The following is a 16,482-nucleotide window of genomic DNA, read 5'->3' on the forward strand; positions in this document are numbered from 1 at the left end:
AACAAATCATAATCAATATGTTTGATGAAATAAAAAAATACAAAAATAACGGACATTTCTTTTTTCAGAAAGGAGTTTCGTTGCTCGAAGTTAGTGCCGGTGTGCCGGAACTTCCCGGTGTTTATTATATTATTAAACTCGCACATGGTCGTGTTGATTTGGTGTACATTGGTAAATCAGGCACCATGGAACAAAACGGACATTTTAAAAATCAGCTTCTGAAAAAACGACTAAATAATAAACAAGAGAATATGCGGCGTGAAGACTTTTTCCTGAAAAAAATAGAAGAGGAAAATATTGATGCACTGGACATTTATTGGTTTGTTACCTTTGATAAACAAAACCACGATCTTCCGGCTTATGTTGAGGGGTTATTAATGCAGCGCTATTTTGAAGTACATGGCAAATTACCGGAATGGAATAAAGATTTTTAATATGAGTAATTTATATTTTATAAATTATTTATGAAAGTAGAAAATTTATATACGGGGATGTGGTGGCTCCCAGAATCTCAAGAAGAGAAATATTTTGGGAATTTGACGATAGATGTTGATGGAAAAGCAAATCTATGTTTGTTTTTCTTTGATCCGTATCAAAACATTTATTCTTTCTATAACCTCCTTTCACAAAAAAAACAAATAACAGGATTAGTGTATAATCTTAGTGAAAAACAAGATTATACTTTTCAACTAATAAATCCGATCCCAAGAGGAATGAATGAACAGGGAATAAAAAAATACTTTTGTTCTTCATCCGAGTATATTATCAAGAAGGGTAATCAAGGTTTTTCAAATCTAATGTTAAAAAAAATTAGATTGTCAACAAATGTCATTAATGAATGGATAAAACCTACAGGAATAAAAGAAGATAGTTTAACAGACTCTTTTAGTTATATCCCCCCTCCAAATATTATTTTATATGAGGATTCGTCATATAAGGTTGGTATAGAATATAATGGTAAATACATTAAGGATAGTAAAAATAGTTCTATTCATATTTATGAATTGAAATGGATTTATGTGGAATTAAAAAAAGAAATATCCCTTGATAAAGTGCAAAACTTTATAGACTCTTTTGAAGATCTGTTTACTTTGATTTTAAAAAATCAAATAAAATTTACAGCTATTGAACTGGAAGATAAAAACGGAAAAATTTATGAATACCATTCTGCAAAAAGTAAAAAAGAGTTCTCAATAAATGGTCCTATTAGTAAAGAAGATATTGTTGATTTTAATCTGTTTAAGAATAATTCCCAATCAATAATAAGCAATTGGTTAAAAAAAAGAGAAGAATTAAGGCTGATAATAAATAAATTTTTAACGACTTATAAAAATATTACAATGTATGATGAAAATAAGTTTTTAGCTTATATTTCAATTTTAGAACAATATCATAAAATAAGGTTTAAAATTTTTCTCCCGAAAGGAGAACGTTATATGAGAATGTACAATAAGGTTTTATCTGAGTTAAAGGGAGATAGTCTTTCTTGGGTCAAAAAGCGTTTAGATGATAAATCAGAAATAAATTTGCGCTCTCGGTTTCGGGAATTAATAGAGAAAGGTATTTTACTTTGTGTAGAGAGTGATTTAAATAAATTAATTGAAACAAGAAATTTTCTTGTTCATTTTGATGAAGCTAAAAAAAATGTTTTTGTAAATCATGAATTATCATTTATAAATATATTCCTTGAAAGAAGCATAATACAAATGTTTTATAAAGAGTTATCAATTGAAAATTGAAATAAGAATTTGACTTTATGACTAAAATCACCGAATCGGACGTTGAACAACTCACCATAGAGCTGCTGGAAAAACAAGGCTACCAATACCTCTACGGCCCGGTTATTGCCCATGATGGTGCATATCCCGAGCGAACGAACTACGAAGATGTTTTGCTGGCTGACAGACTGCAACAAGCCATTCAAAGAATAAACCCGTCAATTCCTTTGGAGGCACAGGAAGAAGCACTCAAAGAAATTCGCCGGATTCATTCCCCGGAGTTGCTCACCAATAACGAAACCTTTCACCGTATGCTCACGGAAGGAATTCCGGTTTCCTATCAAAAAGACGGACAGCAAAGGGGCGATTTGGTATGGCTGATTGATTTTGAAAATCCTGAAAATAACGAATTTGTCGTGGTCAATCAGTTTACAGTCATTGAGAACGGAAATAATAAACGTCCAGATGTGATACTGTTTGTAAACGGTATTCCGTTGGTGGTGATTGAGCTGAAAAATCCAGCCGATGAAAATGCTACTCTTCTTTCGGCTTACAAACAACTGCAAACTTACAAACAAGCCATTCCTTCGTTGTTTACATATAACGGATTTATGGTTATTTCTGACGGGCTCGAAGCCAAAGCGGGTACTTTATCGTCCGGTATGAGCCGGTTTATGGCTTGGAAATCCGAAGACGGAAAAACCGAAGCTTCCCATTTGGTCAGTCCGTTGAAAACGATGATAAAGGGGATGCTGAACAAAGAAACTTTGCTGGATTTGGTTCGCCATTTCATTGTTTATGAGAAATCCAAAAGGGAAGACCCGAAATCGGGGTTAACAACAGTTTCCACTGTAAAAAAGCTGGCCGCCTATCATCAGTATTATGCTGTAAACCGGGCGGTGGAATCTACTTTGCGTGCCAGCGGGTATCTGACAAAAGTAAAAAGCCCGGACAAAGGTTTACCGGAACAGCTTGCCACAGAATCGCCGGAAAGCTATGGTGTAGCCGGAGTAAAAAGTCAGCCGGAAGGCGACCGGAAAGGCGGAGTGGTATGGCATACGCAGGGCAGCGGCAAATCGCTTTCCATGGTGTTTTATACCGGTAAAATTGTGCTTACCATGGACAATCCCACCATTGTGGTTATTACTGACCGCAACGATTTGGATGACCAGCTTTTTGATACGTTTGCTGCATCCCGCCAGTTGTTAAGACAGGAACCGGTACAGGCACAAAGCCGCGAACACTTGAAAAAATTGTTGAAAGTGGCTTCGGGAGGGATTGTCTTTTCCACGATTCAAAAGTTTCAACCCGACGAAGGCAATGTATATGAAACTCTTTCCGAAAGAGAAAATATCATTGTTATAGCTGATGAAGCCCACCGGACACAGTATGGTTTTAAAGCCAAAATCATTGATGATAAAGATGAAACCGGACGGGTAAAAGGTAAAAAAATCGTTTATGGCTTTGCCAAATACATGCGTGATGCCTTGCCCAATGCCACTTACCTCGGCTTTACCGGAACCCCCATCGAAAGTACGGACATCAACACACCTGCCGTATTTGGTAACTATGTGGATGTGTATGATATTGCACAGGCCGTAGAAGATGGTGCTACAGTCAGGATTTACTACGAAAGCCGGTTGGCAAAGGTAAACCTGAGCGACGAAGGGAAAAAGCTGGTGGAAGAACTCGACAAAGAACTGGATACCGACGACCTCACCGATACGCAAAAAGCCAAAGCCAAATGGACACAGTTAGAGGCTTTGGTCGGCAGTAAAAACCGGTTGGAAAATATAGCCAAAGATATCGTTACCCATTTTGAACACCGGCAGGAAGTGTTTGAGGGCAAAGGCATGATAGTAACCATGTCCAGGCGGATTGCTGCCGAACTTTATGATGAAATCATCCGGCTCCGTCCGGAATGGCATGCAGATGATTTAAACAAAGGGGTGATAAAAGTGGTGATGACCTCAGCCAGTTCGGATGGCCCTCAAATAGCCAAGCATCATACTACTAAAGAACAGCGCCGATTACTGGCCGAAAGAATGAAAGACCCTGAGGATGAACTCAAGCTGGTGATTGTACGTGATATGTGGCTTACCGGTTTTGATGTTCCCAGCTTGCATACCCTGTATATCGACAAGCCCATGAAAGGGCACAACCTGATGCAGGCCATTGCCCGCGTAAACCGGGTTTACAAAGACAAACCCGGCGGGCTGATTGTGGATTACCTCGGCATAGCTTCCGACTTAAAAAAAGCCCTTTCGTTTTATTCCAGTGCAGGAGGAAAAGGCGAACCGGCCATAGCTCAGGAACAGGCTGTACAGCTGATGCTGGAAAAACTGGAAATCGTATCACAAATGTTTTACGGCTTTCCTTACGAAGAATATTTTGCTGCTGACACGTCCCGGAAATTGAATCTCATATTGGCTGCCGAAGAGCATATCCTTGGTTTGGAAGACGGGAAAAAACGGTTTGTTCAGGAAGTCACGGCTCTGTCCAAAGCATTTGCTATTGCTATTCCACATGAACAGGCGCTGGATGTAAAAGATGAAATTGCTTTTTTTCAGGCGGTAAAAGCCCGGTTGGTCAAATTTGACGCTACCGGTACCGGCAAAACCGATGAAGAGATAGAAACTACCATTCGTCAGGTAATCGACCAGGCACTGGTTTCCGAGAAGGTTATTGATGTATTTGATGCAGCCGGTATAAAAAAACCGGATATTTCTATCCTTTCCGAAGAGTTCTTGTTGGAGCTGAAAGGAATGGAACATAAAAATGTGGCTTTGGAAGTGTTACGAAAGTTACTTCATGACGAAATCAAAGCCCGGACAAAAAGAAACCTTGTAAAAGGAAAGTCTTTTAAGGAAATGCTGGAAAAGGCCATCAACAAATACCACAATAAAATCCTGACTGCTGCTGAGGTCATTGATGAACTCATCAAGCTGGGGAAGGAAATTACCAATATGGATAAGGAAGCCGAGACGTTGGGATTATCCGATTTTGAATATGCTTTTTATACAGCGGTGGCTGATAACGAAAGTGCCCGTGAGTTGATGCAAAAAGATAAGCTGCGTGAGCTGGCCGTTATTTTAACCGAGCGGGTTAAGGCCAATGCTTCTATCGACTGGACTATCCGGGAAAGTGTGCGGGCCAAGCTCAAAGTGATTGTAAAACGCACCTTACGGCAGTATGGTTATCCACCTGATATGCAAAAACTGGCCACTGACCTTGTGTTGAAACAAGCCGAGCGTATAGCGGATGAGCTGGTTACGAATTAATACAAAGAAAATGGAGCAGGAGAAATATTTTATTGATATATCTAAGCAAAAAGATAAGTTCAAAAGCCATTTGGGTTTAGAACAAAATGACAGGACTATCTTTTCAGCAAAGTTTGGGGATGGTAAAACAACCTTTTTGAGGAAGTTCTTTGAGAATAATGTTGAATATAACGCTATACATATCTATCCCGTAAATTATTCTGTGGCTTCCAATGAAGATATTTTTGAATTAATCAAATATGATGTTCTTTTCGAGCTCATTGCCAATAAAATTGATTTCGATGATAGTGTGGATTCCTTTGTTACGATTGCAAAAGATTTCTTTCAAGAGAGTAAAGGAGACATTTTAAAATTATTAACCCCTTTTTTAAGTGTTATTCCTCTTATTGGTGGAGCATTAAAAGAATCAACAGAACGAGCACTTGATTTTACTAAGAAAGCTTTAGATCATTTTGACAATAGCCAGAAAACGGAGTTAGACATTGTTGAAGAATATTTAAAAGAGTTCACTATCACTAAAGGCAGTATTTATGAAGAAGATTTTTACGCTCGTCTAATAACAAGTTTAGTTGAGCGCTTTAGGTTGGTCGATACAGAGAATAATAATCCAAAGAAAACAGTTTTGGTTATTGACGACCTTGACAGAATTGACCCAGAACACATTTTCAGGATATTAAATGTTTTTGCTGCCCATCAAGATATTAATACTCGCGGCAATAAATTTGGCTTTGACAAAATAATTGTCGTTTGTGATATTGATAATGTCAGGAACATCTTCCATCATAAATACGGGACTAATACGGATTTTAACGGCTATATTGATAAATTCTATTCTGTTGACGTCTTTAAATACAGTATGCTGGATGAACTGTATGAAGAAGTAAGTAAAATATTAAATTCTATTGAAGGTAATTCCGTGTTCATTGAAGCTTTTGAGTTAAGGAGGAACCCTAATCAATTATTTAAACTAATACAGTATTTACTTCTTTCTTTTGTGAAGTTTGGAGTTATAAACGTTAGAGATATTGTTAAACTGAAAGAAAAGAAATTTATTTTAAATGAGTATGTAATAAATTCTTATAATACTTATTTTAATACTCGATTTGCAGGGATTCTTATTTTTAATGTTTTGAAGATAATATTTGGAGACTATCAAAATGTTTTGACTGCTTTTGATAAAAGTAAAGTGATAATTGCTAAAAATAATAATTTCTTTTTTGATAAAGAGTGGTTATTAGAAAATGTGCTTTTACCAATTCATTGCATTGATAAAAATGTTGTTATAGAGTTGCCCATGATTTCTGGAGAAAGTATTGAAATTTCGGCACGATTAGATAAAAAAAGTCAATTATTAACCTATGGTTATTGGATATCGGAAATTGAGTCATCATTACCGAACCGTAAAGAAGTTATTCAAAATTACAATTTGCATGAACTTTTTTACATGACATATAAACTTGCTTTTGAGAAAAATTACCTGAAATAAAAAGAGTCACTTAGCCACTTTCAAATGGCTCCCACTGTTTAGCCAAATATCCCGCATGCGTTAACTACTCCCCATCTTTAGACAACTCTTTTACAAAAATAAATTAGATTTTCTTTCTTCGTTTAATCATATTAAAAGAAAACCTAAGCAGCCTGTTTGAACACTTTTACAGGCATTTTATACGCTAATGACTGATGGGGTCTTTGCGTGTTGTAGAACTCTATGTAATCTTTAATTTTCTCATATAATTCCAGTCCGTCTTCCGATGGTTCCAAATATAACTTTTCGTATTTTATGTTTCTCCAAAACCTCTCTATAAAAATATTATCTATGGCTCGACCTTTACCATCCATACTGAAAGTAATCCCCTTACCGGTTACAAACTCCGTAAATTCTGTTGCTGTAAACTGGCTTCCCTGATCGGTATTAATCATTTTAGGTTTGCCATGATCCTTTATGGCTTGCTCCAAAGTCTGTTTGCACCATTGGGTTGTCATGGTATTCGACAATGACCACCCTACGATATACCTGCTGTAAAGGTCTATGATGGCAAAAAGGTACATATAACCGTTGCCAACGGGAACATAGGTAATATCCATCGCCCAGACCTGGTTGGAATGGGTTATTTCTAAATTCCGCAACAAATAGGGAAATACCGTATGGCCTTCCCCCTTATGGGGCTTGCTCGTATTTGGACGTGGGCCGATGGCTTGCAAATCCATAAGCCGGTACAATCGTCGTACGCGTTTGGCATTGACCGGATACCCTATGTTTCGCAGATAGGTGGTCATGCGCATGACTCCATAAAAAGGTGTTTTCATGTATTGCTTGTCTATCAGCTTCATCAGTTCCTGATTGTAAGAACCCTCTTGTCGGGGAACATAGTAGAAGCTGCTGCGGTTTACTTCTAAAAGTTCGCATTGCCGTTTGACGCTTATTTCTTCTTTCCTGTTCACTTTTTGAAGTTTCGCTTTTCCGGCTATTTCCCCAACACTTTTTTTAAGAAGTCAACTTCCATTTGCAGTTGGCCTACTTTCTTAAACAGGGCTTCTTTCTCTTTTTCAACATCTTCTTTCTTAGTACCCTTTTCAAATACCGATGATGCTGATGATAAAAACTGGCTCTTCCAGGTAGAAATCTGATTCGGGTGTAATCCGTATTTCCTCCCCAGTTCCTGAATCGTTTCTCTTTCCTGCAGGGCTTCCAATACTACTTTCGTTTTGAACCTTGATGTGTACTTTTTTCTCTTTTTCATAACAACAAGTTTAATCAATTTTTCTAACTTAACTCGTTGTCCAGTTTTTGGGGTGTATTATAGCGTTCAGCATGTTCTTGTGGGGTTACTTTGATATATTTTAGAAAGGCAGTTTCTGTGCGGTGGCCGGTGATGGCCATGATGGTAATAGAGGGTATTCCCATTTTATACATGTTTGTAGCAAATGAACGACGTGCCGTGTGGGTGGTTACCAGTTGCCATTTATTTTTGATAATGGTTTCTGTTTTTCCGCCTCTGGTAATTTGCTTGGTAACGGCTTCCTTAAAGTCTGCCATTTTTGCCACTTGCTTTATGTATTCATTAAACTTTTGATTTGAAATGGTCTTGGGTAAAACACCTTTATATTTATCCAGGATTGTTTTCACTGTAGGGTGAATTGGAATGACTACCGGTTGCCCGGTCTTTTGTTGCTTCAGTGTGAGGAAACCATTTTGAATATTTTCAGGTTTTACTTTATTCCAGTCTGAAAAACGCAAACCTGTCCAGCAACCTATCAGGAATAAATCTCGTGTTCGGTCAAGGTATGGTTTGTTTGACAAATCCAGTTTGGTTATTTGTTCAATTTCCTGAACTGACAAATAGATATTGTCGCTTTCCTCTGTAATAGCCTTAAATCGTTTGCTTTTAAAAGCCATATTAGTGTTGATGCCTCTGTCAGTGGCTTCGTTCAGAACAATTTTAAGAAAACGTAATTTTTTACCAATGGTGTTTTGTGCTAAATTTTTTTTCTCTAAGAATTTGATAAAGTCGTTGTAAAAATCCAAATCAATATCTTCAAAATCAATCTCTTTTCTTCTACTTCGGGCATACTCTTTCAGGTACCCAAATGTTACATGAAATTCCCGCACTGACTGATACGATATTTGTTTGTCTGTTTTTTGGTTTATCCGGTGTTCTGCATTGTCAATTACACTTTGAAAAAAGTCAAAGAGCGTTTTGGGCTTTTCTGTGTATTTGTCAGGAAAACGGTATTTATCAATAACCAAATTTAGCCAATCTGCTGTGGGAAGTGTTTTCAGGTCTTTATATGCATCCAGTATTGCAACTTCTAAGTTATCGAGGTATTGTTTGTCCTTATTTTTGTCAGGGTATTTCGTTTTTTTGTTTATCGTGTGTGTTTCGTTACTGAAATGCCGGGGTAAAATCTCTAAACCTGATTTAGCATAAAGATTAATTTTTTTCCCATGTCTAAACCTCACCCTGACGCTGATTTTTTTGGTCGGGTCTGTTTTTTTTGATGTCCTGACAAAATAAATAACGGTTGCCATATTGATAAACTTAAAAGGTCACAACAAAAATAAAAAAATGTTTTCGTTGCAACCACCGTTGCAACCACCTTTTTAAAATTTAATGCGATTCCCTTCTATGTATTTAAATATCTTGAATATGTTGTTTGCGCCTTAAGTTACTGATAATATGTGATATATTGGCGTATTTGTGTGGTTTGGCTATTTAGGGTCATTTAATGGGTGTTAGTCCTGGTGAGGCTACAAACCCACTTTTTTCAAGAACCGATGTCTTATTATGCATAGGTAACCTCTTTTCTCTTCTGTGTTTATAAACGGGGATAGATTATTTGTAATGCTTTTAGTTTGGGCATTGTAAATGCCGCAATAAATGCGTCCACGTTACAAACGTGGACGAGTTGGGGCACTTTGATTTAACATCGGCATTTACCATTGTAGATTTTAAAATACAATTGGTATTATATCCTTTTTCTGTTCCGCTTTTTCTGCCAATTTCAATCCTGAAATTGCTTGGTTTCTGTCGTTTTGTCATAAATTTTATTCCGAAAGAAAAATGGAGAAATAAAGGCGTTTAGCTATCGTAATATACTGATATTAAGTATGATAATTCGATTTTCGTAAAAATATTTTGTCAAAAATCGTTCATGAGAAATGAATCTTGACGTTTTTCCTCTTTTTGGCATAATCATTGACTTTTATAAGCCGTCAACAAATAAAGTTGAAAATTTATCAAAGAAAAAAATTAAAAAATATAAATAAAGGAGGAAAAATAAATGGGAAAAATTATTGGAATAGACTTGGGAACCACAAACTCATGCGTAGCTGTAATGGAAGGTAATGAGCCGGTGGTTATCCCTAACAGCGAAGGGCATCGTACCACTCCCTCAATTGTGGCATTTACTGAAAATGGCGAAAGAAAGATTGGCGATCCTGCCAAACGTCAGGCCATTACAAACCCCAAAAGAACGATTGCTTCGATCAAACGTTTTATGGGGAACTCGTACGACGAAGTAACAGAAGAAATCAAACGGATGTCGTACGAAGTAGTCAGAGGTGATAATAATACTCCGCGTGTAAAAATTGACGATCGATTATATACACCGCAGGAAATCTCAGCCATGATTCTTCAGAAAATGAAGAAAACGGCAGAAGATTACCTGGGACAAACCGTAACGGAAGCGGTAATTACGGTTCCTGCTTACTTTAATGATGCACAGCGTCAGGCTACTAAAGAAGCTGGTGAAATTGCCGGTTTAAAAGTCAGACGTATCATCAACGAACCGACAGCTGCTTCGTTAGCTTATGGTTTGGATAAGAAAAAACAAGACGAAACGGTAGCCGTTTTCGACTTGGGTGGCGGTACTTTTGATATCTCTATCCTGGAACTTGGTGACGGCGTTTTTGAAGTTAAATCGACCAATGGTAATACGCACCTTGGTGGTGACGACTTTGATGGTAAAATCATCAACTGGCTGGCCGAAGAGTTCCTGAAAGATGAAGGCGTTGATTTGCGGAAAGATCCGATGGCTTTGCAGCGTTTGAAAGAAGCTGCTGAAAAAGCTAAGATCGAACTGTCAAGTTCTACGGAAACCGAAATCAACCTGCCTTACATTATGCCGGTGGACGGTGTGCCGAAACACTTGGTACGTAAACTAACCCGGGCTAAATTTGAGCAACTGACCGATGATCTGATTAAGGCAACCATTGAACCTTGTAAAGCTGCCTTGAAAGATGCTGGTATCAGTGCTTCGGATGTGGATGAAGTAATCTTGGTAGGAGGTTCCACCCGTATTCCGGCTATTCAGAAAATTGTAAAAGACTTTTTCGGAAAAGAGCCATCCAAAGGAGTGAATCCGGATGAAGTAGTGGCCATTGGTGCGGCTATTCAGGGTGGTGTACTGACCGGAGAAGTAAAAGATGTTCTGTTGCTGGACGTTACTCCGCTTTCGCTGGGTATTGAAACGTTGGGTGGTGTAATGACCAAATTGATTGAAGCCAATACCACTATCCCGACGAAGAAATCGGAGGTCTTCTCTACAGCTGCTGATAACCAGCCTTCGGTAGAGATTCATGTGCTGCAGGGTGAACGCCCGATGGCTAATCAGAACAAAAGTATCGGACGGTTCCATTTGGACGGCATTCCGCCGGCCCCGCGTGGAGTACCGCAGATCGAAGTGACTTTTGATATCGATAGCAATGGTATTCTGAATGTAACAGCAAAAGACAAGGCTACCGGTAAATCGCAAAACATCCGTATTGAAGCTTCTTCCGGATTGTCTGAAGAAGAAATTAAACGGATGAAAGCGGAAGCTGAAGCCAATGCTGAGGAAGACAAAAAAGCAAAAGAGCGTATCGACAAACTGAATGCTGCTGATGCATTGATCTTCCAGACAGAAAAACAACTGAAAGAGTATGGCGATAAATTGCCGGCTGATAAAAAATCAGAAATTGAAAGCGGTTTGGAAGCTTTACGTAATGCACACAAATCGCAGGATATCCCGGCTATAGATGCTGCCATGGAAAAACTGAATGCAGCTTGGCAAAAAGCCAGTGAAGACATGTATAAAAGTGCTCAAGGCGGAGCTGCAGGAACACAAACCCCACCTCAGGGTGACGCTTCCGATTCTTCAAGCAATACCGGAAACGGAGGAGATGACGAAGTAACAGATGTTGACTTTGAGGAAGTGGACGATAAATAAAACCGATTGAAACGATGAAAAAAAGCTGCTCTTAACGGGCAGCTTTTTTTTGCTCTGTATTTACCGACAGGTTTGTTCTTTGTTCCTGTTCTGCCTGCAGGCAGAACAGGAATTTTGTTGTTAATCAAAAAAAGATTTCCTTTTCGTTATGATCATTGAATCATAATTTTTTTGGCCAACCGCTGGATTCCATTGTTCCAGACAATGAAATATAATCCGTGATTTAATTCGCCTACATCGAAATGCAGGTGGTTTGTTCCCTGTTTGAAATGGCCTTCGTACAGAACTTTTACTTTGCGTCCGGTTAAATCATAAAGCGAAAAGTTTCCCGAGGTTGCTTCTTTCTGGTTCCAGGTGATATCCATGCTTGAAATCACCGGGTTGGGATAAACAGAAAATTCACTTTCGTTATCCTGAATAGTATTTTCTTGAATACCAAGAATAAAGTCAGGCCGGTTTAATTTTACGGAAGTGTAAAGATGATATTCTCCCGGAGCCAGTGTCATCTGAAAATCAGTCCCTGTACTGGTTACGTTCAAGGAATCACCGGAAAAATAATCATACCACCATCCGGTTTTTTGAAAATCCGGAGAAATGGTCACCGTTTTTACATCAAAATTCCCCAAAATGTTTACTTGCATATCTGTACCATTCAGCTGGATCTTTTTAAACAAACCATTGCCCACATCCAGGCTGTAATCGGTAGTATTGAAGATGGGTTCTGTTTCTTTTAAATGAATCAATGCCGACCACACCCCATACAAATGTTTCCGGTCGGGGTTGTCATAATAATCCCATAAAATGGGCTTCGGATCTGTACGGCAACTTTCACTTAAAGAACCGTTTTGACATTGGTTGATGGAAATATCGTAACCCAATTCCCCAAATTGCCAGATCATTTTCGGGCCCGGAATGGTAAAAAAGAAAGCGCCGGCCATTTCCATACGTTTCAACCCGGTGGGAATGTCTTTTACCTGATAATCTCCGTCAGCGTTTCCGTATTGTTCATTTTTAAACATCAGCCGTTCTTCGTCATGACTTTCCATATAGCCCATTACACCGGCCGGATTGGTAAATCCGCGTGCTTCATAAGAAATCCACGAAAAGTCAGAACCGTCATTATATCCCATGGTGGCCTGGTTGTAATTGTAATTGGAATTTCCCCAAACACTCATTCCGTAACTGGTAAGAACCTTTTCTTCGCTATTTTCCGTAAAATGTTCCAGAATGACGTATGCGTCTTTTTTGTAAGACCAGATGTGGCTTGCCATTCGTTCCAGAATATCAATACGAGACTGATCGTAAGCCCATCCGTCGCCCGGTGTATTGGTAAAGCCTTTGGTAAAATCAAAGCGGAAACCATCCACGTGATACTGAGAAATCCAGTAATGATTTACACTGTCAACAAACTGGTGAGTCGCCGGACTTTCATGATTAAAATCGGCACCCCATTGGTAAGTCGGGTTTGGTGAAGTTTCGTTGAACCAGGGATTGTCAGCAGCGGGCTGGTTTTTGGCTGCATTCCAGTACATCATCACCAACGGACAGGTTCCGTATGCATGATTGAGTACCATGTCCATGATTACGGCAATACCGTTGGAATGACAGGAGTCGACAAAGGCCTTGAACGTGTTTTTCGGGCCATAATATTTATCTACGGCAAAATAATAATTCGGATTGTATCCCCAGCTGATATTTCCCTCAAATTCACTTACCGGCATCAGTTCAATGGCATTAATGCCCAACCGTTTTAGGTAACCCAAGGTGTCAATAATATCATCAAAAGTGTGCCCGGCGGTGAAATCACGGACCAATAATTCGTAAACCACAAGGTTTTTCATGTCCGGAGCTTGAAAATCATTGTTTTTCCAGGCGTAAGGCGTTTGTGCCGTTTCTAAAACGGTGGCGATGCCTGTTGTTTTTCCGGTAGGATACGGAATCAGATTGGGGTATGTTTCCGAAGAAATATACTTGTCGTTCCACGGGTCACTGACTTGGTCGGCATACGGATCACCAATACGAATGGTTCCGTCGATAAGATATTGAAAGATATATTGTTTTTGTGGTGTTAATCCCGAAATCTTAATCCAAAACCGGTTGCTGTCCGGAGTCATGTTCATGGCCCATTGATCGCCCACCTGCCAATCGTTAAAGTCTCCAATAGCAAAAACATATTTTTTGTAAGGAGCGTAAAGGCTTAGAATAACAGTAGAATCATCGATGTAATTGATTCCGTCGCGTACTCCGGCTGGCAAAGCCTCGATATGTGGGGGACGGTTCACATAAAAATAAACCGAATCATAAACAACTTTACTGTCTTCTACTGCTTTTGCAATGATCCAGTGTTTTCCGTATTCGTTGGCAATAAGGGTATCCGTAAACGAAGAAGCGGTGTCGGCAATTAACACCTGATTGTCAACTAAAAGAAACGTTGAATCGGCATAGCTGCTGCTTCCTTTTATCAGAATGGTATCGTTCAGGTTCACAATTTTGGGTTGTACATCCGGCAAAGTAATTTTTACGTAGGTGCCGGTTTCGTAAACTTTATAAAAGATATCGCCACCATCTGCTTCTCTTCCTGTACGGGAACCATCGGCAGAGCGGAAAACAAAAGCCATTTCCAGGATCTTTTCATCATCCGGAACACCATAATAAGCTCGGATGGACGGACCAATTTTCAATTGCCACAAATTGTTTCCCAATGGGGTCATTTTACATGCGGGAATGTTTTCGGTCCAGTCGGCTTTTACATAACGCCAGTCGGAGGGTTGTGTACTTTTATCAGTAATGACTCCGGTGTGGGCATAAACATCACCCGTGTAGTCTTTTAATCCGGCATCACCTTGGGTAGCATCGAAAATTATAGTAACAGAATCGGTTGCTGTTGGAAAAGGAGGATCGGCAGTAATAACCTGTGCAAAGCTTTCTAAAGAAAAAAGCAAACCAATGAGGAATAAAAGTGTAGTCTTTTTGTTCATGATTTGTGTTTTGGAAAAATAATGTTAATCAATAAACAAAAGTATTACATAAAATCATACGAATAAGGAAAAAACGTAGAATAGCCAGAAAAATACGACCAATGGACAGAAAAAATAGTCTGGTGTCTGGTTGCAATCGTTTGATGAGAACTAAAATTTTAAAAAGGCGTTAGGGGTTGTGTGTATTGGTTTACGAAAACCAGACGAAAGATTTTAGTGCTAAACATGCAAATGTGGATAAATCGTAGTTTAAATAACATTTTGTTGTTAATATCTTCTAAGTAGGAGTACTTTCAGAAAAAAGTATTTTTCTATTTTTAACTTTAATCTTTGAGCAGTGATAAAAAAATCCAGTGCAGTGATAAAAAAATCCAGTTATGAAAAATAAATTGACACTTTCCGCCTTTCTCACTTTACTTTTTTTATTTACAACTTTTTCTTTTGCTTGGGGACAGCATGTGGTTCCTGAAAAGAAGTTTTCTCCTTACTGGGAAGTTGGTTTGACAGGAGGTACCAGCCTCTTTTTTGGTGATGTGAAACAAAATCCGATTCTCCCGGTAAGTACCAACAATAATGAATGGCGTTTGGGAGGAAGTCTGCTGGCCGGACGTCAGTTTAGTTATGTTTTCGGTCTCCGTGGGCAGGCACTTTATGGACAAATTGCCGGGACAAAACGCTCTGCTGATTATTTCTTTGAAGGGGATTATTTTGAGTTTAATCTGAATACTACCATTGATCTGAACAATTTACTGGGAAGAAAACGGACAGATCGGTTTATTACAACTTATTTACTGGCGGGTGTGGGGTTGACTAATTATAATTCAACAATCTATACACTGTCAACCGGTATGGTAAAAAGAAAAATTGGCTTTGGTAATGGTTCTGGAATTGGTGGTAGAACATTGGAGGGAATTCTTACAGGTGGGATAGGTGTTAATTTTAGGATTAATGACCATTTCATTATTAATTTAGAAACAGCCAACCGGATTATGAATTCTGACGAAATGGATGGCTGGGTAAGGAATTTTAAATATGATGTTTATAATTATACATCGGTGGGGTTGTTTTATAAATTTGGACAGCGAAAAGCCAAAACAGCACCGCCTGCATCAGTGGTTACTCATCAAAATATGCGGGAAATCCCACCGGCTCAACCAGTACACCAGCCAGAGAAGAAACCTTGTATAACCGAACCAACCCCGGTGATGCCGCCAACAACAACGAATACCACAAAAAAAGTAGAAAAAACCCCGGTTCAAACGGAACAACCAGCCCAACAACCGGCCGTGGTTCCGGTGAAAGTCAGTACCCCGGCACCCCCGCCACAGCCTGTGCTGGAATATCGTGTGCAAATACGGGCAAAATACGGGAATCCGATTTCAGTTTCTTGGCTGAGTCGTAGATATCATATTCCGGTAAATGAAATCAGACAAGACAAACACAACGGATATTATATCTATACCGTAGGTTCTTATGATACTTACGAACAGGCCCGGACCCGTCGCGATCAGTTACGAAATGTAAATGGAATCCGTGATGCTTTTGTAGTTGCGTTTAAAAATGGCTATCGTTTGGATAAATTGCCTTAATTTGCAAAAAAAAGTATTGTCATGTGGAAAAGCGAATGGGATTATAATCCGGAAATTGACAGGTTACCGCGTAATGTTACTTTTATGATTGTGATTGCGTCTATTATTGCGGCGGTTTATTTGTCTTTTGTTCTGGTATAAAATACTTTTTTTCGATATTTATCCGGTTCCGGTTCTTGGTTTTCGTAATAAAGAATCCGGATGTAAC

The 16,482-nt window shown here is 38.9% G+C and carries 10 protein-coding genes; 6 read left to right on the top strand and 4 right to left on the bottom strand.

The genetic code is table 11. The features are described 5' to 3' along the window. Positions 1-17: 17 nt before the first annotated feature. The 4 genes from LA303_RS02135 to LA303_RS02150 are packed head-to-tail and all read left to right on the top strand — an operon-like array spanning position 18 to position 6,485. Positions 18-434, top strand: a complete 417-nt coding sequence (locus LA303_RS02135; RefSeq protein ID WP_240526292.1) for a hypothetical protein — start codon at positions 18-20, stop codon at positions 432-434. A 30-nt stretch (positions 435-464) separates the two neighbouring features. Next, on the top strand, positions 465-1,739 hold the full coding sequence (locus tag LA303_RS02140) for an ApeA N-terminal domain 1-containing protein (RefSeq protein ID WP_240526293.1): 1,275 nt from the start codon (positions 465-467) through the stop codon (positions 1,737-1,739). Between the two features lie 17 nt (positions 1,740-1,756). Beyond that, positions 1,757-4,999 (top strand): type I restriction endonuclease subunit R, encoded by a 3,243-nt coding sequence (locus LA303_RS02145; protein WP_240526294.1) that lies wholly within the window; start codon positions 1,757-1,759, stop codon positions 4,997-4,999. Positions 5,000-5,009: 10 nt separating this feature from the next. Further along, on the top strand, positions 5,010-6,485 hold the full coding sequence (locus tag LA303_RS02150; protein ID WP_240526295.1) for a P-loop NTPase fold protein: 1,476 nt from the start codon (positions 5,010-5,012) through the stop codon (positions 6,483-6,485). A 143-nt stretch (positions 6,486-6,628) separates the two neighbouring features. Here LA303_RS02150 and LA303_RS02155 read toward each other — a convergent pair whose 3' ends face one another. Genes LA303_RS02155 through LA303_RS02165 form a run of 3 tightly spaced genes read right to left on the bottom strand, consistent with a single transcriptional unit; the run spans position 6,629 to position 9,029 of the window. Next, positions 6,629-7,441, bottom strand: coding sequence for an IS3 family transposase (locus LA303_RS02155; protein WP_240524773.1), 813 nt, complete (start codon positions 7,439-7,441; stop codon positions 6,629-6,631). Positions 7,442-7,464: 23 nt separating this feature from the next. After that, positions 7,465-7,740 (bottom strand): transposase, encoded by a 276-nt coding sequence (locus LA303_RS02160; RefSeq protein WP_240524774.1) that lies wholly within the window; start codon positions 7,738-7,740, stop codon positions 7,465-7,467. Between the two features lie 23 nt (positions 7,741-7,763). Continuing rightward, positions 7,764-9,029 carry a site-specific integrase gene (locus LA303_RS02165; RefSeq protein WP_240526296.1) on the bottom strand — a complete coding sequence of 422 codons (1,266 nt, stop codon included), beginning with the start codon at positions 9,027-9,029 and terminating at the stop codon, positions 7,764-7,766. Positions 9,030-9,781: 752 nt separating this feature from the next. On the opposite strand from LA303_RS02165, the gene dnaK reads away from it, so the two are divergent. Then, complete coding sequence (dnaK, locus tag LA303_RS02170; protein WP_240526297.1) at positions 9,782-11,707, top strand: molecular chaperone DnaK; 1,926 nt, start codon at positions 9,782-9,784, stop codon at positions 11,705-11,707. A 152-nt stretch (positions 11,708-11,859) separates the two neighbouring features. On the opposite strand, the gene LA303_RS02175 is transcribed toward dnaK, so the two are convergent. Continuing rightward, positions 11,860-14,685 (bottom strand): alpha-amylase family glycosyl hydrolase, encoded by a 2,826-nt coding sequence (locus LA303_RS02175; RefSeq protein ID WP_240526298.1) that lies wholly within the window; start codon positions 14,683-14,685, stop codon positions 11,860-11,862. Positions 14,686-15,062: 377 nt separating this feature from the next. Here LA303_RS02175 and LA303_RS02180 point away from each other — a divergent pair, with 377 nt between their 5' ends. Next, the gene (locus tag LA303_RS02180; RefSeq protein WP_240526299.1) at positions 15,063-16,274 is read left to right on the top strand and encodes an SPOR domain-containing protein; all 1,212 of its coding nucleotides are present in this window, start codon (positions 15,063-15,065) and stop codon (positions 16,272-16,274) included. The last annotated feature ends 208 nt before the right edge of the window (positions 16,275-16,482 follow it).

This window comes from Candidatus Sulfidibacterium hydrothermale, from assembly GCF_020149915.1.
Lineage (GTDB): Bacteria > Bacteroidota > Bacteroidia > Bacteroidales > F082 > Sulfidibacterium > Sulfidibacterium hydrothermale.

Excerpts from the sequence above, each read along its gene's own strand:
- LA303_RS02150 (WP_240526295.1), top strand. The coding sequence starts at position 5,010 with ATGGAGCAGGAGAAATATTTTATTGATATATCTAAGCAAAAAGATAAG.
- LA303_RS02175 (WP_240526298.1), bottom strand. The coding sequence starts at position 14,685 with ATGAACAAAAAGACTACACTTTTATTCCTCATTGGTTTGCTTTTTTCT.
- LA303_RS02135 (WP_240526292.1), top strand. The coding sequence starts at position 18 with ATGTTTGATGAAATAAAAAAATACAAAAATAACGGACATTTCTTTTTT.
- LA303_RS02145 (WP_240526294.1), top strand. The coding sequence starts at position 1,757 with ATGACTAAAATCACCGAATCGGACGTTGAACAACTCACCATAGAGCTG.
- LA303_RS02180 (WP_240526299.1), top strand. The coding sequence starts at position 15,063 with ATGAAAAATAAATTGACACTTTCCGCCTTTCTCACTTTACTTTTTTTA.
- LA303_RS02165 (WP_240526296.1), bottom strand. The coding sequence starts at position 9,029 with ATGGCAACCGTTATTTATTTTGTCAGGACATCAAAAAAAACAGACCCG.
- LA303_RS02140 (WP_240526293.1), top strand. The coding sequence starts at position 465 with ATGAAAGTAGAAAATTTATATACGGGGATGTGGTGGCTCCCAGAATCT.
- dnaK (WP_240526297.1), top strand. The coding sequence starts at position 9,782 with ATGGGAAAAATTATTGGAATAGACTTGGGAACCACAAACTCATGCGTA.
- LA303_RS02160 (WP_240524774.1), bottom strand. The coding sequence starts at position 7,740 with ATGAAAAAGAGAAAAAAGTACACATCAAGGTTCAAAACGAAAGTAGTA.